At 66.4% G+C, this 22263-nt stretch carries 23 protein-coding genes; 12 read left to right on the top strand and 11 right to left on the bottom strand.

Annotation, left to right across the window (positions count from 1 at the left end; translation table 11 throughout):
- The first annotated feature begins 307 nt into the window (after nt 1–307).
- Entirely contained in the window at nt 308–448 is a 141-nt protein-coding gene (locus EA472_RS22395) for a hypothetical protein (RefSeq protein WP_165874838.1), read from the top strand.
- Between the two features lie 87 nt (nt 449–535).
- Nucleotides 536–2452 (top strand): ABC transporter ATP-binding protein, encoded by a 1917-nt coding sequence (locus tag EA472_RS06590; protein WP_124190715.1) that lies wholly within the window; start codon nt 536–538, stop codon nt 2450–2452.
- Nucleotides 2453–2477: 25 nt separating this feature from the next.
- Here EA472_RS06590 and lrp read toward each other — a convergent pair whose 3' ends face one another.
- Nucleotides 2478–2939, bottom strand: a complete 462-nt coding sequence (gene lrp / locus EA472_RS06585; RefSeq protein WP_124190714.1) for an HTH-type transcriptional regulator Lrp — start codon at nt 2937–2939, stop codon at nt 2478–2480.
- Nucleotides 2940–3065: 126 nt separating this feature from the next.
- Between lrp and glnA the strand changes: the two genes are divergently transcribed.
- Nucleotides 3066–4421, top strand: coding sequence for a type I glutamate--ammonia ligase (gene glnA / locus EA472_RS06580; protein ID WP_124190713.1), 1356 nt, complete (start codon nt 3066–3068; stop codon nt 4419–4421).
- Nucleotides 4422–4474: 53 nt separating this feature from the next.
- Here the strand turns inward: glnA and EA472_RS06575 are convergent, their stop codons facing one another.
- The gene (locus EA472_RS06575; protein ID WP_124190712.1) at nt 4475–5770 is read right to left on the bottom strand and encodes a YihY/virulence factor BrkB family protein; all 1296 of its coding nucleotides are present in this window, start codon (nt 5768–5770) and stop codon (nt 4475–4477) included.
- Nucleotides 5771–6194: 424 nt separating this feature from the next.
- Complete coding sequence (locus tag EA472_RS06570; protein ID WP_124190711.1) at nt 6195–7316, bottom strand: tRNA (guanine(26)-N(2))-dimethyltransferase; 1122 nt, start codon at nt 7314–7316, stop codon at nt 6195–6197.
- 124 nt (nt 7317–7440) lie between these two features.
- Between EA472_RS06570 and EA472_RS06565 the strand changes: the two genes are divergently transcribed.
- Together EA472_RS06565 and EA472_RS06560 are read left to right on the top strand one after the other, a co-directional pair.
- A complete protein-coding gene (locus EA472_RS06565) occupies nt 7441–7872 on the top strand; it encodes a hypothetical protein (protein ID WP_124190710.1) in 432 nt (143 codons plus the stop codon).
- 83 nt (nt 7873–7955) lie between these two features.
- Nucleotides 7956–8312: a hypothetical protein gene (locus EA472_RS06560; RefSeq protein ID WP_124190709.1), complete on the top strand. Its 357-nt coding sequence runs from the start codon at nt 7956–7958 to the stop codon at nt 8310–8312.
- A gap of 9 nt (nt 8313–8321) precedes the next feature.
- Here EA472_RS06560 and EA472_RS06555 read toward each other — a convergent pair whose 3' ends face one another.
- Nucleotides 8322–8801: a hypothetical protein gene (locus EA472_RS06555; RefSeq protein ID WP_124190708.1), complete on the bottom strand. Its 480-nt coding sequence runs from the start codon at nt 8799–8801 to the stop codon at nt 8322–8324.
- Nucleotides 8802–8942: 141 nt separating this feature from the next.
- The gene (gene hisH, locus EA472_RS06550) at nt 8943–9659 is read right to left on the bottom strand and encodes an imidazole glycerol phosphate synthase subunit HisH (protein WP_124190707.1); all 717 of its coding nucleotides are present in this window, start codon (nt 9657–9659) and stop codon (nt 8943–8945) included.
- A gap of 120 nt (nt 9660–9779) precedes the next feature.
- Between hisH and EA472_RS06545 the strand changes: the two genes are divergently transcribed.
- Both EA472_RS06545 and EA472_RS06540 read left to right on the top strand, forming a co-directional pair.
- On the top strand, nt 9780–10808 hold the full coding sequence (locus tag EA472_RS06545) for an amidohydrolase family protein (protein ID WP_124190706.1): 1029 nt from the start codon (nt 9780–9782) through the stop codon (nt 10806–10808).
- 85 nt (nt 10809–10893) lie between these two features.
- Entirely contained in the window at nt 10894–11370 is a 477-nt protein-coding gene (locus EA472_RS06540; RefSeq protein WP_124190748.1) for a universal stress protein, read from the top strand.
- A 156-nt stretch (nt 11371–11526) separates the two neighbouring features.
- Here the strand turns inward: EA472_RS06540 and EA472_RS06535 are convergent, their stop codons facing one another.
- The 3 genes from EA472_RS06535 to EA472_RS06525 all read right to left on the bottom strand — a co-directional run bounded on the left by EA472_RS06535 (nt 11527) and on the right by EA472_RS06525 (nt 15578).
- Complete coding sequence (locus EA472_RS06535; protein ID WP_124190705.1) at nt 11527–12465, bottom strand: biotin--[acetyl-CoA-carboxylase] ligase; 939 nt, start codon at nt 12463–12465, stop codon at nt 11527–11529.
- A gap of 131 nt (nt 12466–12596) precedes the next feature.
- The gene (locus EA472_RS06530; protein WP_124190704.1) at nt 12597–13577 is read right to left on the bottom strand and encodes a tyrosine--tRNA ligase; all 981 of its coding nucleotides are present in this window, start codon (nt 13575–13577) and stop codon (nt 12597–12599) included.
- A 186-nt stretch (nt 13578–13763) separates the two neighbouring features.
- On the bottom strand, nt 13764–15578 hold the full coding sequence (locus EA472_RS06525; RefSeq protein ID WP_124190703.1) for a right-handed parallel beta-helix repeat-containing protein: 1815 nt from the start codon (nt 15576–15578) through the stop codon (nt 13764–13766).
- Between the two features lie 754 nt (nt 15579–16332).
- Between EA472_RS06525 and EA472_RS06520 the strand changes: the two genes are divergently transcribed.
- The 3 genes from EA472_RS06520 (at nt 16333) to EA472_RS06510 (ending at nt 19481) form a co-directional block, all read left to right on the top strand.
- Nucleotides 16333–16806 carry a plastocyanin/azurin family copper-binding protein gene (locus tag EA472_RS06520; RefSeq protein ID WP_124190702.1) on the top strand — a complete coding sequence of 158 codons (474 nt, stop codon included), beginning with the start codon at nt 16333–16335 and terminating at the stop codon, nt 16804–16806.
- Nucleotides 16807–17147: 341 nt separating this feature from the next.
- Complete coding sequence (locus tag EA472_RS06515) at nt 17148–18170, top strand: DMT family transporter (protein WP_124190701.1); 1023 nt, start codon at nt 17148–17150, stop codon at nt 18168–18170.
- 198 nt (nt 18171–18368) lie between these two features.
- The gene (locus EA472_RS06510; RefSeq protein WP_124190700.1) at nt 18369–19481 is read left to right on the top strand and encodes a pyridoxal-phosphate-dependent aminotransferase family protein; all 1113 of its coding nucleotides are present in this window, start codon (nt 18369–18371) and stop codon (nt 19479–19481) included.
- A 39-nt stretch (nt 19482–19520) separates the two neighbouring features.
- On the opposite strand, the gene EA472_RS06505 is transcribed toward EA472_RS06510, so the two are convergent.
- The gene (locus EA472_RS06505; RefSeq protein WP_394341338.1) at nt 19521–20708 is read right to left on the bottom strand and encodes an MFS transporter; all 1188 of its coding nucleotides are present in this window, start codon (nt 20706–20708) and stop codon (nt 19521–19523) included.
- Nucleotides 20709–20861: 153 nt separating this feature from the next.
- Entirely contained in the window at nt 20862–21134 is a 273-nt protein-coding gene (locus EA472_RS06500) for a hypothetical protein (protein WP_124190699.1), read from the bottom strand.
- A gap of 153 nt (nt 21135–21287) precedes the next feature.
- Here EA472_RS06500 and EA472_RS06495 point away from each other — a divergent pair, with 153 nt between their 5' ends.
- Nucleotides 21288–21545, top strand: a complete 258-nt coding sequence (locus tag EA472_RS06495; RefSeq protein ID WP_124190698.1) for a hypothetical protein — start codon at nt 21288–21290, stop codon at nt 21543–21545.
- 75 nt (nt 21546–21620) lie between these two features.
- On the top strand, nt 21621–21785 hold the full coding sequence (locus tag EA472_RS06490; protein ID WP_207891130.1) for an HVO_A0114 family putative DNA-binding protein: 165 nt from the start codon (nt 21621–21623) through the stop codon (nt 21783–21785).
- A 59-nt stretch (nt 21786–21844) separates the two neighbouring features.
- Here the strand turns inward: EA472_RS06490 and EA472_RS06485 are convergent, their stop codons facing one another.
- A complete protein-coding gene (locus tag EA472_RS06485; RefSeq protein WP_124190697.1) occupies nt 21845–22087 on the bottom strand; it encodes a hypothetical protein in 243 nt (80 codons plus the stop codon).
- Between the last annotated feature and the right edge of the window lie 176 nt (nt 22088–22263).

The following is a 22263-nucleotide window of genomic DNA, read 5'->3' as shown; positions in this document are numbered from 1 at the left end:
TGGACCGAACGCGTTCTCGAGCGGCTCCGTAGCGCCGAACTGCCGGCTCGTCCGTCTCACGACCACCGGCTCGCCGATTTCCGGCCTCGCGTTACTCGTTGGTCGAGTTCGACCCCGAGCGCAGCCGCTCGAGTCCGGATGTCCCGTTCGTCGGCCGCACCGTCGTCGTTCGTCCGTTCCGGGGACGACCGCAAACGGGCCCGACCGTACCGGTACGTCGGGACGACAGTTCGTCTCGATCGACCGTCCGGGGCGGGCGTGAGATGCCGTGCAAACGAACTATTTGGTTCGATCGCTTACGACGTCTATGGCCTACCGAACCACCCTGGGCTGGTCGCTGTTCACCTCCGGCGTCGTCACGCTCGTGCTCGTCGTTCTCCCCGGCCGCTCGCTGTGGTGGGGGTTGCTGTTGCTCGTCCTCGGCGTCGTGGTGCTGTACCTCCGGTAGCGTCTCGAGTCGCGATCGAGCCGCGTTCCCCGCCACGGCTGCCGAAACCGGTGGCAGTTTAGGCGTGGACGCACAATCGCGCTCCCAGTGAGTACACACGACGACGAGACCCCGTTCGACGCCTACCGCGAGGAGGTCGACCGGCCGCTCTCGCGGCTCTTTCTCGAGTACGCGCCCGGCCGTCTCGGCTGGTTCTCGGCGGGGATGGCCGCGAACTTCGTCGCGCGGATGGCGAGTCTCGTTCCGCCGCTGTTGCTCGGGGTCGCCATCGACGCCATCTTCCTCGAGGCGGGTCCGTTCGAGTTGCCGCTGGTGCCCGACGCCTGGCTACCGACCGAACAGCTCGCTCAGTTCTGGTTTGCGATCGCCGCCATCGCCGGCTCCTTTCTCGCCGTCGCGGTCTTCACCTGGCTCTACGGCGTCACGGCCAACATGTTCGCCCACGGCGTGATGCACGCCGTGCGGGTCGACTGCTTTCGGCAGATGCAACGGCTCGACATGGCGTTTTTCGACGACAAACAGACCGGCGAGGTGATGGCCGTGTTGAACAACGACACCCAGAACCTCGAGATGTTCCTCGACAACGCGGTGATGAACTCGGCCCGGCTACTGGTGATGGTCGGCGGCATCGCGGCCGTACTCTTCTATCTGAACTGGCAGCTCGCGTTCGTCACCCTGTTTGCGGTGCCGGCGATGGTCGCGTTCACGATCTGGTTCATGCGCGTCGTCGAACCGCGGTACGTCCGCCAGCGCTCCGCGGTCGGTCGACTCAACACCCGCCTCGAGAACGCGATCGCGGGCGTGGGGCTGACGAAGACGACCGCCAGCGAATCCTACGAGGCCGGGCGCGTGCGCCGCTCCTCGCGAACCCTCTTCGACAGGACGATGGACGTCCTCAGACTGAGCTACGTCTATCGGCCCGGCATGGAGTTACTCGCCGGCGTCGCCTTCGTCGCGACCTTCCTGGTCGGCGGGCTCTGGCTCGCGACCGACGCCGCCCCCGGGCCGCTCACCGGAACCCTCTCGGTCGGCGACTTCGTCGTCTTCCTGATGTTGACCCAGCGGATCGTCGATCCGCTCGCGGAGGTCTCGAACATCGTCGACCAGTACGAAAACGCCAAAGCGTCGAGCGAGCGCGTCTTCGGGCTGATGGACATCCCGGTTCACGTCGACGATCCGGACGATCCGGTCGAACTCGAGTCGGTCGAGGGTCGCGTCACGTACGACGACGTCTCGTTCGGCTACGGCGCGAGCGACGCGACGCGGCCGGCGTCCGACGGGTCCGAACTGGTCGTCGACGGCGTCTCGTTCGAGGCCGAACCGGGCGAGACGGTGGCGCTGGTGGGTCCGACGGGGGCGGGGAAGTCGACGGCGCTCAAACTCCTGTTGCGGCTGTACGACGTCCAGGGCGGATCGATCGAACTCGACGGCCACGACGTGCGAGACGTGTCGCGTTCGTCCCTCCGGTCGGCGGTCGGCTACGTCGGTCAGGAGACGTTCCTGTTCGACGGAACGATCGCGGACAACGTCCGGTACGGACGGTTCGACGCCTCCGACGAGGCGGTACGGGAGGCCGCGCGGGCGGCCCGAGCGCACGAGTTCATCGCCGAGTTGCCGGCGGGATACGAGACGCGCGTCGGCGAACGCGGCGTCAAACTCTCGGGCGGCCAGCGCCAGCGGATCGCGCTCGCTCGAGCGGTGCTCGACGATCCGGCGGTGGTGATCCTCGACGAGGCGACGAGCGCCGTCGATACGCGAACGGAGCTGTTGATCCAGCGATCGATCGACAGGCTCACCGCGGACAGAACGACGCTGGCGATCGCACACCGCCTCTCGACGGTCAGAGATGCCGATACCATTCTCGTCCTCGACGACGGCCGGATCGTCGAACGCGGCACGCACGAGGAGTTACTCGCGGCGGACGGACGGTACGCGACGCTGTGGAACGCACAGGCCGGCGACCGCGACCTCGCGGTCGACGCGTTCGCTGACGGAGACGAGTAGCGCCGAAGCGTTCGAACGAACCGAATCAGGCGTCTTCGACGTCGAGTTCGAACTGTTCGTTCTCGGAGACGGCGTTGAGGACGACGCTCGTGTTCGAGGCTTTGATGTCGGGATCGGTGAGAAGTGCCTTGATCTGATCGTTCATCCCGTCGGTATCCTTGAACTTCCCGATCGCGATCACGTCGTAATCGCCCGTCACCTCGTAGACGCTGATCATCTGCTGGTGGTCGCGAAGCGTGTCGGTGATCTCCGGCAGCGCGTTCCCCTCGACCTGAAGCTGGATAACGGCGGTCACGTCGTAGCCGACGGCGTCGTAATCGATCCGCGGAGTGTACCCCTCGATCACGCCTTCCGCTTCGAGATCGGAGAGGTGATTGGAGACGGTCGTCACCGAGACGTCGAGCTCCTCCGCGAGACTTCGCAAGCTCGCGCGACCGTCTCCCAGAAGTGCATTCACTAGTTTTGCATCGAGATTTTCGTACGTCATCACATGTACCCACTCGCTCACCCCTTTAGAAATTTACGAATATACAATTCCGCGAGTGAGAGAGAAGATTTGCACGGATCAGTAGGGTTTTAGTAGCGGGGATGGTTGGATAGCACGACGAGAAAGATGACAAGCGGAAACATCAGCGAGACGGAACAGGCGGTTCTCGACGAGATCGAACGGAAGGACGTGGACTTTCTTCGTCTGCAGTTTACGGACATTCTGGGGACGGTGAAGAACGTCTCGGTGCCGGCGCGTCAGGCCGAGAAGGCGTTTTCCGAGGGGATCTACTTCGACGGGTCGTCGATCGAGGGCTTCGTGCGCATTCAGGAGTCGGACATGCGTCTCGTGCCGGATCCGGAGACGTTCGCGGTGCTTCCCTGGCGACAGAAAGACGACAGCGCCGCCGCGCGGATGATCTGTGACGTCTACGACACCTCCTCCGGCGAACCGTTCGAGGGCGACCCGCGTCGCGTCCTCAAAAACGCCCTCGAGCGCGCCGAAGAGATGGGTTATACGGTCAACGCTGCACCCGAACCGGAGTTTTTCCTCTTCGAAGAGGACGACGAGGGACGAGCAACGACGAAGACGGCCGATCACGGCGGCTACTTCGACCTCGCGCCGAAAGACCTCGCCTCGGACGTCCGCCGGGACATCATCTACGGCTTAGAGGAGATGGACTTCGAGATCGAAGCCAGCCACCACGAGGTCGCCCGCGGCCAGCACGAGATCAACTTCGAGTACGACGACGCGCTGACGACCGCCGACAACGTCGCCACCTTCCGCACCGTCGTCCGCGCCATCGCCGCCCAGCACGGACAGCACGCGACGTTCATGCCCAAACCGATCCCCAAGATCAACGGCTCGGGCATGCACACCCACCTCTCGCTGTTCACCGAGGACGGCGAGAATGCCTTCCACGACGACGACGACGAGTTCAACCTGAGCGACACCGCCCGTTCGTTCCTGGCGGGGGTCCTCGAGCACGCGCCGGCGATCACGGCGATCGCGAACCCGACGGTCAACAGCTACAAGCGCCTGGTGCCCGGCTACGAAGCGCCGGTGTACGTCGCCTGGTCCGACCGCAACCGATCTGCGCTGATCCGCCGGCCCGCTGCCCGCGTGCCCGCAGCCTCGCGCATCGAACTGCGTTCGCCGGACCCGTCGTGTAACCCCTACCTCGCGATCGCCGTCATGATTCATGCCGGTCTCGAGGGTATCGAGCGGGATCTCGAGTGTCCGGATCCGGTCCGCGAGAACATCTACGAGTTCGACGAAGCAAAGCGCGAGGAGTACGGCATCGACACGCTGCCGACGAACCTCGGCGAAGCCGTCGACGCCCTCGAGGAGGATCCGGTGATCTACGAGGCGCTCGGCGAACACGTCGCGCCGAAGTTCGTCGAGGCCAAATCCCAGGAGTTCGAGGAGTACCTCGTCGACGTCTCCCAGTGGGAACTTGATCGCTACCTCGAGACGTTCTGAGGGGCGACGGGTCGTTCTTTTCGACCGACGGTTGCGTTCGGAGCCCGTCGCGATCAGGATCGCCGTTCGCCGACGAAATCTCGGATCCGACCCGGTACGTCGAGCAGCGAGAAGCCGACGCCGAAGAGGATCATCAGCAGGTAGACGCCGAGCGTCGACGTCCAGACGACGAACATCGCGAGGATCGCCCAGATCCCGTCGAGGAAGTAAAACGCCGCGATCGCCATCGCGGTTCCGTACAGCAACACGAGGTACGGCCCCCAGCCGCGGGCGTGATTGCGCCGAACCCGGCGACGAACGTAGCGCTTGAGTTCGCCCTCGAGCGTGCCGCGCTCGACGGTTCGGCGTTCGACGCTCTCCTCGAAGGAGTCGACGCGATCGCGCAGGCGTTCGATCTCCTCGCGGAGTGCTTCGGGATCGTCGGACCGGTCTCTCGTCCGGGCGCTCGAGCGCGTGCCCGCCGATTCGCGCGCGTCCGAGCGATCCGTCCCCTCGTCGGCACCCGTGGCGTCGTCGGTCATCGCTTCTAGTGGAACCTGTCGAGCGCCGGGACTTTGTAGCTGCCGATCCACTTCACGTCCGGTGAGCGTGGCGTTGAGCACAGCGCCGAAGACGACGATGATCGCGCCCACGTAAAGCCAGATGAGCACGAGAAAGACGGCTCCGAGTGCGCCGTAGACGGCGTATCCGGTGGCAAAATCCGCATACAGCGAGAAAACGCGACTGAGGGCGAACCAGCCACAGGCCGCCACGATCGCGCCCGGAAGCGCCTCCCGATAGCCGACGTCGGCGTCGGGGAAGATGACGTACAGCGGGAAGAACGTCACCAGCAGGCCGAGCAGGACCATCGCCGGTCCGAACGGTCCGAGTTCGACGATCGGCAGAAACCGGATCACGACCTCGAGAGCGGCGACGAACGCGAGGCCGAACGAGATGACGAGAAAGACGATCGTCGCGTCCCAGAACGTGTCCAGGAGTGACTTCGACGCCGCAGTGCCGTACACCGCCGAGAACGCCCGGTCGAGTCCTCGGAGCACGCGACTCGAGCCCCAGAGCAGCCCGATCGCGCCGACGACCGTCGCGCTCTGTCGGCTGGTGTCGTCGAGGACGGTTTCGGCGAGCACTTCCTGGGCCGCGGGCGTGAGCACGTCGCTCGCGGCCGCCGTGAGCTGGTTCGCGAGCGCTTCCCCGCCGATCGAGGCGGCGATCCCCAGCGCGAGCAACATGAGCGGCACGAGCGATATGAAGCCGTAGAAGGCGACGCCGGCCGCGAGTAGCGTCAGCTGTTGGGTCTGGACGACTCTGAGGAGCCGTCGGGCGAATTCGAGTCCGTCGCTGTACTCGACCACGGAAGACCGTACGTGAGCTGCGATCAAATAGGCAGGGACCGTTTCTCAGCAGTTTCGGGACGCAGCCTCCGGACCAAGCGGGACTTCTCCAGAGAACGAGTTTGAGAACGCGCCAACTCTATAGCAAATACTATTAGACGGTATGAACACCACGCTTTGGTTGTTTGCGCTGGGAATTTGCTTCAGTATCTTCGGGTCTGTCCAGGTCGTTCGAGGATAGACGGCCGAAAGCATGGCTCATGTCATCTTTGCTACGATGGTCGCAGTAGCGGGAGTGGGGCAAATCGTCCTTGCCTATCGGTCTTCCGTCGGCTACCCTCAAATTTCGTCGTTCTACTGATGAAGAACGAATCGATCGAATCGGCTCGGTAACTGAACGTTTCCTCGGAGGTCCTGTGTCCGTTGACGAATGCCAGTCGAATTCTCACTCCTGTTGTAGACTCCCGCCGGTCGCCTCGCGGATCTCGCCGACGGTCGCGTCAGTTTTGAACGCCGTGCCGCCGTAGTGGGCCCTCGAGGCGTCGTATCCCGCCGTCCGCAGGTCGGCGAGAAAGTCGTCCATCGCGTTCGCAGGCAGTCCCCAGTTCTTGCACAGTTTATGTTGGTCGTAATGCGTGGGGCGGTCGAGTTCGGCCTCGAGTGCGTCGCAGAGGTCGCGGGCCGCTTCTGCGGTACCGAACTCGTCCGGAATCGCCTCGCGAACCGCCGCGACGAACTCGGGGTCGCGGTAGGGGCCGAGCCAGAGCGGGCCGGCGACGAGGACGCGTTCGCCACCGCACTCGGGACAGGTTTCGAGCGGATCGGCGATCATGCCGTACTCCGCCTCGCGGTAGAGACAGTCCTCGCAGTGAGAGAGGGAGCCGAGGTGCTCGAGGGTCGCGTCGGCCGCGCTCGCCTTCCGGTCGAGTTCGAGGTAGGTGCGGACGTAGTGGCTGGTCGCGTGGGTGAAAATCGGCCGGACGCCGACGTCGAAGCGGGCGGCGCTTCGCGCGAGCGCCGACAGCAGGATGCGAACGCCCATCTCGGGGTGATAGTCGGTGTTTCGCGGGACGGCGCTGTAGGACCTGATACCGCTGTTGAAGTGGGCCCCACACAACGGCGCGGTGTCGGTCGCGGTGACACACACCAGGTCCCGACACCGCGCGAAGGCCGCGTCGGCGAACGGCATCGGCGAGCCGTAGGGATCGAGGTCGATCACGTCGAACGCCTCGTCGTGTGCGAGCGCGTTGACGTTGCGGTGTTCGACCGCTCCCTCGAGCCCGTTTCGCTCGAGGTTCTCCCGTGCGAGCTCGACCGCGTCCTCCTCGAGGTCACAGCAGGTGACGTCCCAGCCGTCGGCCGCGGCGCGGACGCCGCGGACGCCGCTCGCGGTCATCGCGTCGAGGTACGTCTCCGCGCGCGCTTCGCGCTCGCGGAAGGCCCGCAGCGTGGCGATCGTCAGATCCCGGTTCAGCTCCTGGCGCGGGTTGTAAAACACCGACTCCTCGACGCCCTCGGTCTGCTCGCCGGGAACCTCGAGTTCGACGCCGCCCTCGGTGACGCGCATACTCCACTCTCTGCGGGTGCGGGCGAAAAACGGTGCGGTCTCGAGCGCTCGACGCGCCCCGACGGCTCGGGCGGTGTGCGCTCGAGGGGAGCCACGACCGACGCCATCGCGTTGGAAAAGATACTTGCCTGACGTCTCCGCCTGTTCGATATGGCCCTTCGCACCCGCCGCGGACTTCCTCGACGGCGGACAGGTCGCTCGAGCGGTGCTCTCGCTGTACGGCGCGGACAACGAGCTTCGCGCGATCGATCACCTGCGCTCGAGAGCCGCGGAACTCGAGCGCCCGTCGGCGGCGTCGGACGTGCGCGAGGCCAGATCGGCGGCGGTGGACGCCGTCGAGTCGACTCGCGAGACGTCGACCCATCCGATCCTGGCCGACTACAGGCTTGACCTCGTGATCTCGGACGTCCGAACCGCAGACCGCACCCTCGAACTGCACGCCTCGACGCGGCCCGAGCGGGTCGCGGTGACCGCGACCGCCGAGTACGCCCTCGCGGCCGCACGCGCGAGAACGCTCCCCGCGGCGACCGACCGACTCGTCGCGGCGTTGCCCTAACCTTCACGTCCCGTCCGCGCCGTCTCTCGATCGGCGACCCCGACAACCAAACGGATTTTACAGTTCGGCGCACAGTCACGGACGTGTCGGACGCGAATCCCGTCGAGCGCTGGCAGGCCGCACTCGAGGAGGCCGGCGAGCTGACGCCGGAGATCGTCGACCGGATCTCGCGCCTCCACGGGGACCGCGGCGTCAGAGCGATCGAGGCCGTCGGCGAAAATCGGGTGAAGGCCTACCGGGATTTCACGATCGTCGTGGGGTACGACGACGAGTACATCGTCGAGGACGGCGGCTGTACGTGCAAAGACAGCGAGTACAACCTCGATCCAGACGATCCGACCGACTGCTGCTGGCACGTCCTCGCCGTGGCGATCGCCCGCCGGGTCGGCCACGTCGACTACCACGACATGTGGTACTCGGACGTACGCGAACTGTTGTAACCGACCGGCTCAGGCGAGCCGGATCGCGACGATCACGAACAGCAGGAAGCCGACTATCGTTCCCACGACGATCGTCGCGACCTGACGCATCGACGGCTCCGTCTCCTCGGGGAGGCCGGTCCGCAGCCGCTGGATCCCGAACGCGACGAAGCCGAGCCCCGCCGCGACCGTCGAAAGTGAATAGAACGCGAGCAGCGACTCCTGTGCGAGCCCGGAGACGGTCATGGAGAGCCCGAGACAGACGAAGCCGACGCTCTGCAGTTGCCACCACTCGAGCGTCCGCCCCGCGACCGTCAGCCGCTCTCGCAATCCGGCGAGGAGAAACGCGAGCGCGCCGAGAAACAGTGCGAGTGCGCCGACGAGCGTCGCCGCGGCCGTTCCCGACAGCGGTTCGACGGCGAGCGCTTCGAGGCCGATCCAGAGCAGCCACGCGAGGACGAGGAGAACCACCGCGCCGACGACGAGGCTGACTCGCCGTTGTTGGTGCACTGATATACCGATACGGAATCCGGCCGCGGTAATACCTGTCGGGATCGCGTCGAACGGTCGACCGGCTCGAGGTCCGGACTGGAGAATCGAGCCGATTCGCCCGGTCTGCTGTACGCCGGTACTGACGTACAGTAAACCGTCTCAGGCGTCCGCGCAGATGTCGACGAAGTTCCGTAGGATCCGCAGTCCCGTCTCGCCGCTCTTTTCGGGGTGGAACTGCGTGCCGAAGACGGTGCCGTCGTCGGTGGCGACGATCGAGGGGAACTCGCGTTCGTACTCCGTCGTCGCGACCGCCGCGCGCTCGTCGTCGGGAACCGCGTAGTAGGAGTGGACGAAGTAGGCGTGCTCGCCGTCGACGCTTCCTCCTCGCGGGCGGCGATCGCTCGAGCCGTTCGCCGTCTCGCGCTCGAGTCCGTCGACGAGCGGATGCTCGCGTTCGACGGTCAGTTCGTTCCAGCCCATGTGCGGGACCTTCTGGCCCTCGGCGAAGCGGACGTTGGTGCCCGAAACGAGATCGAGCCCGCGGACGGCCGACTCGCCGTCGGTTTCGCCCTCCTCGCTGGTCGTCAGCAGCATCTGCATGCCGAGGCAGATGCCGAACAGCGGCGTGTCGCTTTCGGCGACCGCGAGCAGTTCGTCGCGGATCGGATCGGCGTTCTCGACGCCCTCGCGGAACGCGCCGACGCCGGGGAGGACGACGCCGTCGGCCGCGGCGAACGCGTCGGGATCGTCCGTGATTTCGACGTCTGCACCCGCACGCTCCAAGCCGCGGGTCACGCTTCGCAGGTTTCCGAGCCCGTAGTCGACGACGACCACGGAGGCGAGGGCGCTGTCGGTGTCGGACGCGACGGTGTTCATACCGGTACTCGGCGTGGCGCGTTCAAGTGCGTTGCTTTTCGGGCGATCGAATCCGCGGCGGGTCGACGATCCGCCGGCCTCGCGCCGAACGGTTGAAGGGCTCGACCGCGAACGTCCCGTATGGAACTGACGGGGACGATACTGCGGGGTCGTGAGTTCGAACCGATCGAGGGACGAGTCGTCGTCGGGGACGACGGACGAATCGAGGCCGTCGAGGAGGCGTCGGTCGACGGGTCGGACATCGTGGCCCCGGCGTTCGTCAACGCCCACACCCACATCGGCGACTCGATCGCGAAAGAAGCCGGCCGGGGACTCTCGCTCGAGGAGCTAGTCGCGCCGCCGGACGGGCTGAAACACCGGCTCCTGCGGGAGGCCTCGCGCGAAGACCTGCTCGAGGGGATGCGACGGTCGCTTCGGTTCATGCAACGCGCCGGCACGGCGGCGTGTCTCGACTTTCGCGAGGGTGACGTCGCGGGCGTCGAGCTGCTCGAGGAGGCGTCGTCGGGGCTCGAGATCGAGGCGCTTTCGTTCGCTCGCGGGTCGGTCGAGGCGATGGAAGCCGGCGACGGCTTCGGCGCGAGCGGGGCCAACGACGCTACTTTCGACCGCGAGCGACGGGCGACCCGCGAGGCCGGAAAGCCGTTCGGGATCCACGCGGGCGAGGTCGACGAAAGCGACATCCACCCGGCGCTCGACCTCGAGCCGGACTTTCTGGTCCACGTCGTCCACCCCGAACCGGTTCACCTGGAGCGCATCGCCGACAGCGAGGTGCCGGTCGTCGTCTGTCCGCGTTCGAATCTCGTCACCGACGTCGGGCTCTCGCCGTACGAGGAACTGGCCGAGCGAACCACGCTCGCGCTGGGGACGGACAACGTGATGCTCAACTCGCCGTCGATGTTCCGCGAGATGGCGGTCCTCTCCAAGCTCTCGGCGCTTTCGGCGCCGGAGATCCTCCGGATGGCCACGATCAACGGCGCGGAACTCGCGGGGCTCGATTGCGGTCTGATCGAACCCGGTCGCGAGGCTCGACTGCTGGTGCTCGACGGCGACTCCGACAACCTCGCCGGCGTCAGGGACCCGATCAGGGCCGTCGTCCGACGCGCCGGCGTCGACGACGTGCGAACCACCGTCTTCGGTCGTTCTGACTGATCCCGTCTCGGCGGTCGACGTGACTGTCACCGTCGACACAGCAACACTATTATAGGTTGTGGTGTGTATGAGAACACATAGCACGATGTACGACCGCATCCTCGTTCCGACCGACGGATCGTCGGAGGTCGAGCGCGCGCTCGAGTACGCGTTCGACCTCGCGCGCGCTCACGACGCGTCGATCCGTGCGATCTACGTGGTCAACGCCGCCGGGTACGGCGGCCTGCCGATGGAAACCGCCTGGGAGGGGATCAGCGACGCCCTCCGCGAGGAGGGGCGTGCGGCGGTCGACCGGGTCGAAGAGCTCGCGCCCGACGACGTCACGGTCGAGACGGCCGTCCTCGAGGGCTCGCCGAGTCGGGTCATCGTCGAGGAGGCGACCCCGCTCGAGTGCGACCTCGTCGTGATGGGAACCCACGGCCGGGGCGGGATCGATCGGCTGTTGCTCGGCAGCGTGACCGAGCGCGTGGTTCGAAGCGCCGCCGTCCCGGTGTTGACCGTGAACGTGGATCGGCGGACGGTCGAGGAGGGTACGGACCAGCCACAGGTCGCCGTCGAGTAACGCCACCCGTCGCCGTCGTCGACTCGAGAGCGACCGGTCGGTCTCGAGCGTAGCCTCCACTCGCCCCGGACGCGACGTTCGTAGCGACTGCCTCCAGCGTACACGGCGTTCACTCCCGTCCCGCGTCGACTTTCGACGAGTCTTCTCCGAACGCGTTCACACCGGTCGAAGGTGTTCGCAGTCGCCCGTCGAGACCGTCTCGCGGCCGTCGTCGGTGTCGACGACCAGCGCCCCCGTCTCGGTGACGTCGACGGCGTCGCCGACCACCGCGTCGCGGGGCCGCTCGATTCGAACGCGCTGACCGAGCGTCAGCGCCAGCTCGCGCCAGGCCGGGACGACCGCCTCGAGATCGGTCCGGAGGCCGTCGAACTCCTCGAGCAGGCGCTGGACGAAGCGCCTGCGGTCGACGTCGTCCGCCCGCTCGCGGACGCTGGTCGCCCGGTCCGGCAGCGTCGCTGCGTCGACGTTCGCGTTGACGCCGACGCCGACGACGAGCCACTCGACGCGGTCGGTTTCGCCCTCCATCTCCGTGAGCACGCCGGCGAGCTTCAGGTAGCCGCCGTCGTCGTCGACCGGCACGACCACGTCGTTCGGCCACTTGATGCGAGCGTCGACGCCCGCCTCCCGGGCGGCGCGCGCCGTCGCGACCGCGGCTGCGAGCGTATACAGCGGTGCCCGCGGCGGCGCGATCGCCGGGCGGTTGACGACGCTCACCCAGACGCCACCCGGCGGCGACGACCACTCCCGGTCCAGGCGACCGCGCCCGCCCCGCTGTTGGTCGGCCAGCACGGCCACGTCGACCGCGCCCTCGACGGCGCGTTCTCGCGCCAGGTCGTTCGTACTCTCGACGGCGTCGTGATACTCGATCGAAAACGGAGCCTCGAGTCCGTACTCGATCGCCGGGCCGTTGTACGCGGTCACCGCGAGCAGCTCGTAGCCGTCGGGTCCGCTCTCGATCTCGAAGTCGGCGTCCCGAAGCTCCTCGATGTGCTTCCAGACGGCCGCCCGCGAAACGTCGAGGGCCGCGGCCAGATCGGGACCGGAGACCGGTTCCTCGGCGATGGCCTCGAGAATCGCGCGTCGCGTCTCGTTCATACCCCAGACGGGGTGGGGAATCCACTTGAATCGTCGTGGTATCGGTGGAAGCCGTCCGATCGAATCGTTCGCGAGGCGTCGATCGGCGTTCGTTCGCGGCGGATCGCTCGGGTCGCCGCTCCGGAGCGACGCTACGATCGTAGCTCGCGGAGCTTCTCTCGCCCGGGTGCGATCAGTTCGTCGAGATACGACGCGAGCGTCCCCTTTGCGTCGGCGGGGTGTAACTCACCCGACTCGAGGTCCGCGGCCAGCGCCTCGTAGGCCTCGTAGGTGAGGTCGCCGCCGTACTTTTCGGGCCGTTCGACCGTGATCTCCTCGAAGCGGGGGAAGACGTGGTACTCGAACAGCTCGAGGACGGGATTCTCGAGGTCGCCCTCCGGATCGCGCGTCGGCGGACAGAACGCCGAGTTGACCTTCTCCTCGAGTTCGTCGGTCGAGTCCTCCATCGAGATCGTCACGCCCTCGCTCGAGGACATCTTCCCCTCGCCGCTTTCGAGGTCGGCGACGATCGGCGTGTGCAGACAGGGGCGGACCTCGTAGCCGAGTTCGGGCAGTTCCTCGCGGGCGAGCATGTGGACCTTTCGCTGGTCGAGCCCGCCAACGGCCAGATCGAGATCCAGATACTCGATGTCGAGCGCCTGCATCAGCGGGTAGACGAGGTGGCTCACCTTCGCCGTCTCGCCGGACTGGAGTTCGGCCATCGCCCGCTGGGCGCGGTTCATCGTCGTCGAGAGCTCGAGTTCGTGCAGGTCGAGCGTGTACTCCTCATCGAGCTGGAACGTCGAGCCGTAGACGAACTCGGTGCGTTCTTCCTCGAGGCCGTAGGCGAGAAACTGGGCTTTCATCCGCTCTGCGGTCTCGCGGATCTCCTCGAAGGTTCCCTTGCCGTTGAGGTAGGCGTGGACGTCCGCGAGCAGGACGACGACGTCCATGCCCGCGTCCTGGAGGTCGATCAGCTTGTTCGCGGTCAGCAGGTGGCCGATGTGCAAGACGCCGGAGGGCTCGTAGCCGACGTACGCGCGCTTGCCGGCCGGATCGGCGGCGAGTTCGCGCACCTCCTCGTCGGTGACGACCTCCTCGGCGTTTCGCGTGATCAGGTCGTAGGTGTCCATCTCTACCTGACCGGAATCAGCGAACGGATTTATGACTTTGTGAACGCTGATAGCGCGTCCACCACCTGATGCGATATCTCGAGACGGTCCGTCACCGCACTCGCCGGAACGGTCTCGAGGCGGCTCGTCACCGCCACCCGGCGAACCGGTCTCGAGGCGGCCACCGTGACGAAGCCCGACGCGCTCTCACCGCGTTCCGGCCTGGGAAATTTCCTCGTCGGCGAACGGCTCGTACCTGACGGTTTCGCCGCTCACGCCGTTCGCTCCCTCCGCCTCGGGTCCGTCCTCGTCGCCCCACCAGTTCTCCTCGCCGTTGATCCTCTCGTCGTCGACGACGAGCTCGCCGCCGCCGAGGTCGTCGTTTCCGCCGTCGGGTTTGTCGCTGTCTTCGGCCCACATCCCGTACTCGTCGTTGTCCGCGACGTCGTTGAACCAGATTCGGTAGTATTCGACGCTCGGATCGATCGTCTCCTCGTCGGCCTGGACGAGAACGCCGTTGCCTCCGTTTTCGACCATCTCGCTGTAGACCACCTCGACGTATCTGGTGTCGCGGAACTGCATCCCGTCCGCGTCGTTGTTCGCGAAGCGGCTGTAGTCGACGCTGATCGTGTCGCCGTCGACGATCCGCACTCCGTCGCCGCCGTTGTCGGAGACGATACTGTCGCTCACCGTCACGTCGGTGGTATCCGTAACCACGATCCCGCCGCCGGCGTTGTCGGAGACGGAACTCTCCCGGAGGGTGACGATCTGACTCCCGGAAACGCGAACGCCGTCGCCGTTCGCGGAGACGTCGATCCCCTCGAACTCCACCTGCTCGGAGCCGGAGACGTCGACGCCCGTTCCCGCGCCGACGACGGCCACGTTCTCGAGTCTCGATTCGACGACGGACTCGAGCGAGACGCCGATCCCGGACGAGTCGACGTTCTGGACGGTGAGTCCGTCGACCGAGACCTCGTCGCCCGTCACCGCCAGACCCGCGTCCGCACCGCCGGCGTCGAGGACGGTCTCGTCGCGGTCGCCGAGCGATCGAACGGTCACGTCGGCGGCGTCGACCGCGACCGCGGCGGCGCCGCCGGACTCGTCGTACGTCGCCGCCGCGAGCTCGAGCGTCTCGCCGTCTCCGACGTCGTCCGCCGCGGCCGCGAGCGAGGTGAAGCCGGTTCCCGCGTCGACGTTCTCGACGTTCCCGGCCAGGGAGGCGTCCTTCGTGGTCTCGTCGTCGACGATGATCGTCGTCTCGTACGTTCGGTGGCCGTCGGCGTCGATCCGGAACGCGTACTCGCCGCCCTCGACGGAGCCGAAGTCGTACGTGCCGTCGTCTTCGATCGTCGTCGTCCGCGTCGGGCTGCTCTCGATCGTCACCTCCTCGCCCTCGAGGTCCTCGTCTTCGCCGTCTTCCGTGCTCGTCGTCACCGTCCCGGAGAGCGTACCGTCCTCCTGCTCGCCCTCCCAGGTCGCCTGGCCGGTGGCCGAGTGGTCGTTGACCAGCTCGGTGAACGCGACGTCGACGTCCTCCTGTGACGTGTCGGAGCTGACGTCGAACGTCACCGTTCCGTCGCTTCCGGTCGTTCCGGTCGTCACGTCCCCGTCGCCGTCGATATCGACGTCGAACCCGTCCGTCGCGTCGGCCTCGACCTCGACGCCGTCGACCGGATCGCCGAACCCGTCGGTCACCGTCACGTCGTAGGTGATCGTCTCCCCGTCGTCGACGGTCTCGTTCTCCGGATCCGCCACGTAGGAGACGTCGGCAGGTTCGTCGACGACCGGCACCTCGAACTCGAGGGCGGCCTCGTTCGACGCCACGCGGACGACGACCCGGTGGGTTCCGGGCTCGAGTTCGCGTTCGACGGTGATCCGCGCGGTCGCTCCCGGCCGCCAGTTCGTCGCCGTCGAATCGCCGGCGATCGTCACGTTCCGGTCGGAGACGTACTCGCCGTCGACCAGCACGTCGACAGCGCTATCGACGTCGATCGGGCTCGTTCCGGTGTTCTTGACGAGCACGGTGATCTCGTCGTTCGCGTCCCGCGGATCGTAGACGGCGGTGGGGCTTTCGGCGTCGCTGACGACGGCGACGTCGGTTTCGATCTCCTCGATCTGCGTCGATCCGTGCCGTTCGATCGCGTCGCTGACGACGTGAGCGCGACGGCGAAGGCTCCCGAGACGAGAATCACCACGATGAAGAAGATGAGATGCGTTGCCGTGACGCCGGACATGGGCCTATCGCCGTCCCCGCCGTTCGGTCTCGGCGTGGAAATCGTCGACTCGGCGGGCGACGCGCTCGCTCTCGTTTCGCGGCCGGCGGTCCGTCACCGGACCGCGCCTCGACCCGCCGTTGTGCCCCCGCTGGGCGCACGCGCGACGCCAGTTCGACCGCAGTCGTCCGATCCCCGAGACTCGCTTCATTCGCCCTCGACTCACGAATCAATATCACCTTTCGATCAAATAGGTGCTGGCCGAGAGAGTGGATACGTGCGGAAATTGTGGAAATTGGAGCGAGGCTGTGTAAAAATTCTAACTAATGGGTCGGCGCGGCCGCGAGTTGCGTTGGCGGCGTCAGCGGAGAGGGCCCGGACTCGAGTCACTCCGCCGTCCGCCGGATGCCCTCGTCTCTTCCATCGCTCGAGGTCGTTTTCCGCCGATAACGAGACAAACGTTCACTCGTCTCGGGAATAATGCAAATCTTGGTATGTATTCGCATCACTACGTACGGATAGAGGATACCCATTTTTATGTGGTCATATCTAACGGTCGCCTGATGACGCACGACAACGCAGTTACGCGGCGAACAGCGATGAAACTCACCGGTGCAGCCGCCGCAACCGCGCTCGTCGCAGGGTGTAACGACGACGACGGAAACGGCAACGGAAACGGCGACGGCAACGGCAACGGTGACGGCGTCACCATCGCGGCCGGCGAGGACATCCGCTTCGACGGGCAGACCGGCGGCTGGGAGGGCCTCGAGCCCTCGGAGATCGCGGGCGAGACGAACCCGACGCTGATCCTCGAGGACGGCGAGGAGTACACGATCGGCTGGACCGAAGGCGACGGCACGCCCCACAACATCGAGATCCGCGACGACGGCGGCGACGTCGTCGACGACCTCGAAACCGACCAGACCGACGACCCCGGCGACGACCAGATCCTCGAGTTCACCGCCAGCGGCGAGATGGCGTCCTACGTCTGCGAGCCCCACGAGAACACGATGGTCGGCGACATTCAGGTCGAGTAAGACGCACCCCTCTTCGACGGCGGTTCTTCTCTCGACGGGGCCGTCCCGTCGTTCGGTTTTCGTTCTCGGCGTCCGGTCCTCGAGCCCCGCGGTTCGCGTCTCCGTTTCACGAGCGGCCTGGATACGGTTCCGTTCTTCGAGCGGCTCGGATCGTCCCTCCGTCCTTCGAACCCCGCCGCGTCCGTCCGACTCGGCGATCGCCGTAGTGTATCATACGACTGAGTAACACACCATCAATCACCAATGACCTGTGTTACCACTTCTCGATGAATTCCGGCGGTAGCGGTCTCGAGCGTACCAAATCCCAACTCACAAGTAGTCGCGGGATCGTCTGAATGTATATGACCTTGAATCGAGACGTCGTGCTGTTCGTCGCCCTCGCAGTCGCGTGGGGGACCGCGTTCAGCGCGATCGAAATCGGCCTCGAGACGCTGCCCCCGCTGTTGTTCGCGGCGCTCCGTTTCGACGTCGCGGCGATCGCGTTCGCGCTCCTCGTCCTCGGCCTCCGCGCGGAGTGGCGGCCGAAGACGCGCGCGGACTGGCTGGGCATCGGCGTCGGCGGCGTGTTGCTCGTCGGCGTCCACTTCGGACTGCTCTTCGTGGGACAGTCGTACGTCTCGAGCGCGGTCGCGGCGATCGTGATGAGCCTCATTCCGATTCTGACGCCGCCGCTCGCGCTGGCGTTGCTTCCCCGGATGCGGGTCCGCGCGCCGGCCGTCGTCGGCCTGGTCGTCGGTCTGGCGGGGATCGTCGTCATCGCCCGATCGGGCGGTTCGCTCGACGGTCACGGTCTCGGCATCGCGCTGTTGTTCCTCGCGGCGCTTTCGTTCGCGCTCGGCTCGGTGCTGATCGAGCGCCTCGAGGGGACGCTGCCGGTCGTCTCGCTGCAGGCGTGGGCGATGGTCCTCGGCGCGGCCATCCTGCACGCGCTCAGCGTCGCCCACCCCGCCGAACGCGCCACGGGCCTCGAGATCACGCCGGCCACGATCGGCGCGCTCGCCTACCTGGGCCTGGTCTCGACCGCCGGCGGGTTCCTGCTGTACTTCGTGTTGCTCGAGCGCGTCGGCGCGGCGGAGATCAGCCTGGTCAACTACGCCGCACCGGTCGTCGCGGCGCTGTTCGGCTGGGCGGTCCTCGGCGAGTCGATCACGGCCGCGACGATCCTCGGATTCGTCCTGATCGTCGTCGGCTTCGCGCTCTGTAAGATCGACGCGCTCTGGCGGACGGTCGGGCCGCGACTCGGCTACGGCCCGTGCCGTCGCGGGACGCCCTCGTCCGGCGTCGTCGTCGGCGGCAACGCCTACGTGGCCGACTCGTCGACCGATCGACGGGACGGCGCGTCCAGCCACCAGTGTGCGGACTGACGCCGGCATCGAGTCTTTCGGTCCGCGGTTCGTCGCGGCCTCTTCGCGTCGGCGGGCGTCCCGTTCACCCTGCTTTGAACGAGCCCACCCTCTCGACTTCGCGACCGCGCCGATCCCGTTCGGCGGTTCTCGCGTTCGAGGCGCATCAAAAGTACCATACCGCCTCGCCGCACAGTAAGGCGTACTCAGGTGGTTTCCGTGCCCACGAAACGCGAATACAAAGACGACTATCCAGACAAGACGCTGTACATCCCCGGTCCGACCGAGGTTCGCGAGGACGTCATCGAGGCGATGTGCGAGCCGATGTTCGGCCACCGGATGGACCGCATGACGGATCTCTACACGACGGTCGTCGAGGACACGAAGGAGTTTCTCGACACCGACAACCACGTCGTCGTCCTCACCGGCTCGGGGACCGAGTTCATGGAGAGTTCGATTCTGAACCTGGTCGACGAGCGCGTCCTCTGTACGACCTGCGGCAGTTTCAGCGAGCGCCAGGCGAACGTCGCCGAACGCCTCGGCAAGACCGTCGATACCCTCGAGTACGAGTGGGGCAAGGCGGTCAAACCCGAGGACGTCCGCGAGGCCCTCGAGACATCGGACGTCGAGTACGACGCCGTCACCTGCGTGATGAACGAGAGTTCGACCGGCGTCCGCAACCCCGTCGAGGAGATCGGCGACGTCGTCGCCGAGTACCCGGACACTTCCTTCGTCGTCGACGCCGTCTCCTCGCTCGGCGGCGATTACGTCGACATCGACGCCCACGGCATCGACGTCATCTTCACCTCCGTCCAGAAGGCCTTCGCCATGCCGCCCGGTCTGGCCGTCTGCGTCGTCAGCGACGACGCCTACGAGCGCGAACTCGAGAGCGACTCGGCTTCCTGGTACGGCGGCTTCCAGCGGACGATCGACTACTACGACCGGAAGGGCCAGACCCACTCGACGCCCGCGATTCCCGTCATGCTTGCCTACCGCACGCAGATGAAACACATGCTCGAGGAGGGCCACGACGCCCGTGACGAACGTCACCGCGCGATGGCCGAGTACACCCGCGAGTGGGCCCGCGAGCACTTCGATACGTTCCCGGAAGCGGGCTACGAATCGCAGACGGTCGCCTGCATCGAGAACACCCGGGGAATCGACGTCGCCGAGACCATCGAGGCCGTAAGCCGGGAGTACGACATGGTCTTCGCCAACGGCTACGGCTCGCAACTCGGCGAGCGAACGTTCCGCATCGGCCACATGGGCGAACACGACCTCGAGAGCATCGAGGCGCTGACCGACGCCATCGAGGACGTCGCCGACCTGTAGCGTGGGCTCGAGCGCCGGTGTGGGGCTTCGATCGACCGCCTACGTTCCGGACGTGCCGGCCGTCACCGCCCACGTTCCGCAGGCGATGGTGGCGAGCGTCAGTCCGATCGCGACGGTGAACCCGTCGGTGTAGGCGACGCTGGCGGTTCCGAGCGGCGGCATCGCCAGCGCTGCGATCCCGCCCGATCCGGTGAAGACGCCGACGATGGCGGTGTCCATCTCCGACGCGTAGATGTTCATCACGAGCGGAATGTACAGCGTCGCGGAGCCGCCCAGCCCGAGACCGAGCAGGAACACCGCGACGAGCATCGTCGGAACGCCCGGGAAAAACAGCAGGACGACGCCGAAGTTGACGCAGACGAGCGACGCGAGGAACGCGCTGCGGGTACCGACGAGATCGCCGAGGTAGCCGCCGCTGATCCGGGAGACGATGCTGACGCCGCCGATGAGTCCGAACGCGACCGAGGCGCCGGTTTGCGTCAGCCCGCGATAGGCGAAGAGGTCGACGGCGAACGCGGCGAGCAGCTGGTACCACGCGAACGAGAGCGCCATGCCGACGAACAGCAGCCGAAACGTTCGGGTGCCCGCCAGGCGACCGAGCCACTCGAGCAGCTCCTCCGCGCTCGCGCTCGAGCGCTCGACCCACGCGGGACGCTCGCAGACGGCGGTCGCGAGGAGAAACGTGAACGCGGTCACCGTCGTGACGACGAGAAAGCCCCGACGCACGCCGAACTCCGCGAGCGCGTACTGCCAGGTGGGCGGGACGACGAACAGGCCGAACCCGTTGCCGGCGAAGATGAGCCCCGTCGCGGTCCCGCGTCGCACCTCGAACCACCGCGGGACGACCGACGCGATGACGACGAATCCCGTCCCCAGCGCGAGGCCGAGAACGACGAACACGACGGTCAGCGCGACGACCGAGTCGACGAGGTACAGCGACGGTGCCAGACAGGCTAACGCGAGCGTACAGACGAACAGCAACGCCCGCGCGGGAGCCCGGACGCCGAAGACGCCGACGAGTCCGGAGCCGATGTAGAAGGCAAACAGCATGATCGCGAACGCGACGGAGAGCGAAATCGGCGACGCGCCGAACGCGTCGCTGAACGGATCGCGGAAAATCCCGTACGACATCGGGGTTCCGAACGTAAAGACCATCGCGACCGCGCCGACGACGGCCACGATCCAGCTGCGGGTCCCGTCGGGACGCGCTGCACTCTCCGTGTCCACGACTCGAACTCGCGCACATCGAGTGAAAAACGCACTGAATCCGGCACTCGACGCCGGCTCGGTGGATCGGTCGGCCACCGGAGTCGGACGCGTCGGTTTCGCGGTTCGGTTTCGGCCCTCAAAGCCGATTCGCACGGCCCGGCGGCGAGGACGTTAGGATCCCGTCCGGAGCAGATACGCGAGCAATACGAACAGCATCGCGGCGCCGAGTTTGTGCTCGAGCGAGTTCGCGTTCGCCCAGCGCTCGAATCGCGGCGAACGACACGTACCGAACGCGAGCAGTCCGAAACAGACGAGACTCGCGCCGAAGGCCACGTACATCGTTTTCGCGTTCAACGCCCCGAACGCGGCCACGTTCGCGCCCGCCACGGTCGGCACTACCCACTCCGTTTGCAACCACGGCTTCGGTTCGCTCGAGTTCGACACGGTGCGCCATTTTATTTTGACCGTGGATACATTTTGATTGCTATCTTCCGGCACAAAATGACGCTTTTATCGGGGAAGAACGGACCGGTATCTGGCGCGTCCGGGTCGCTCGAGGGGAGTCGCGCGGTATCGGGGAACCGGGAAGGTGGGACGATGTCGGGAGCGAATCGTGCAATCTTACCCCACCTCGAGCGAACCGTCCGATTACGGATGGTGAACACGGACTCACACTGGGTGATCGTCGGTGGCGTCCTCGGCGCGCTGTCCCTCCCGTACCTGCTACTGTACGCCATCGGCAACGGCGAACTGCTCTCGCTGCTCGTGCTCGCGGCTCTGCTCGTCGCGCTCGCGCTCCTCTATCGAATCCACGACACGTTGTCGCGAATCGAGGCAGAACTCGTCGAGGACTGACGGTCGTCGCGTGCGCGGCGATCGCGGTGGATCGCTCGACTCGTCGTTGGTGTATACACCAACATCGGTGGTTCGATGGGATCGTCGGTCGCTACGACGACCTCGAGTCTCGCCGAGTACGACGTCGTTCACTTCGAGCGCGCCGGCCGGGCAAAACGGCCGTTCGTCCCGTACGAGCGCATCGAAATCTCCCTCGAGATCACGACGCCGCGCCCGAACGACGACGTCGCGTCGGCCTGATCGGACGCGACCGACGTCGCCGTTCGAGAGGTCGGAAAGCGGTGTTTCTCGAGCGCTCGTCACTCCGGTTCGACCGGCGGACGCGCTCGAGTCTCGACCGAGAACGCGAGCAGTCCGATCCCCGCGACGCAGTCGGCACACCACGTCCGGACGACGGGGTCGTACCGGTCGGCGAGGGCCGGACAGGGCTCGCTCGAGAGGCGGATCACCCGATCCGCCGGGCGGACGTCGCCGCAGCGGTCGCAGACGAACTCGGGAGCGCCGTCGCTCGCCGCGTCGGCGGACTCGCGCCCGGAACTCATCGGCGCGGCCCCTCGAGTCGTCGTCCCCGTGGTCCACGTTCGAAGCAGCTCGAGCACGTGCGACGCGCGCTGTCGCGGTCACCGGCTCGAGTCGGTGATCGATCGATGGCGATACTGAACCGTCGTGCGAGACCTTTTTGTCTCGGTGGCAGTAACGAAAGCATGGCAGCCAAACG

The sequence above is a fragment of the Natrarchaeobius oligotrophus genome (assembly GCF_003841465.1).
Classification (GTDB): domain Archaea; phylum Halobacteriota; class Halobacteria; order Halobacteriales; family Natrialbaceae; genus Natrarchaeobius; species Natrarchaeobius oligotrophus.
The sequence above is the reverse complement of the archived record's forward strand: the minus strand, read 5'-3'. Positions and strand labels throughout refer to the sequence as shown.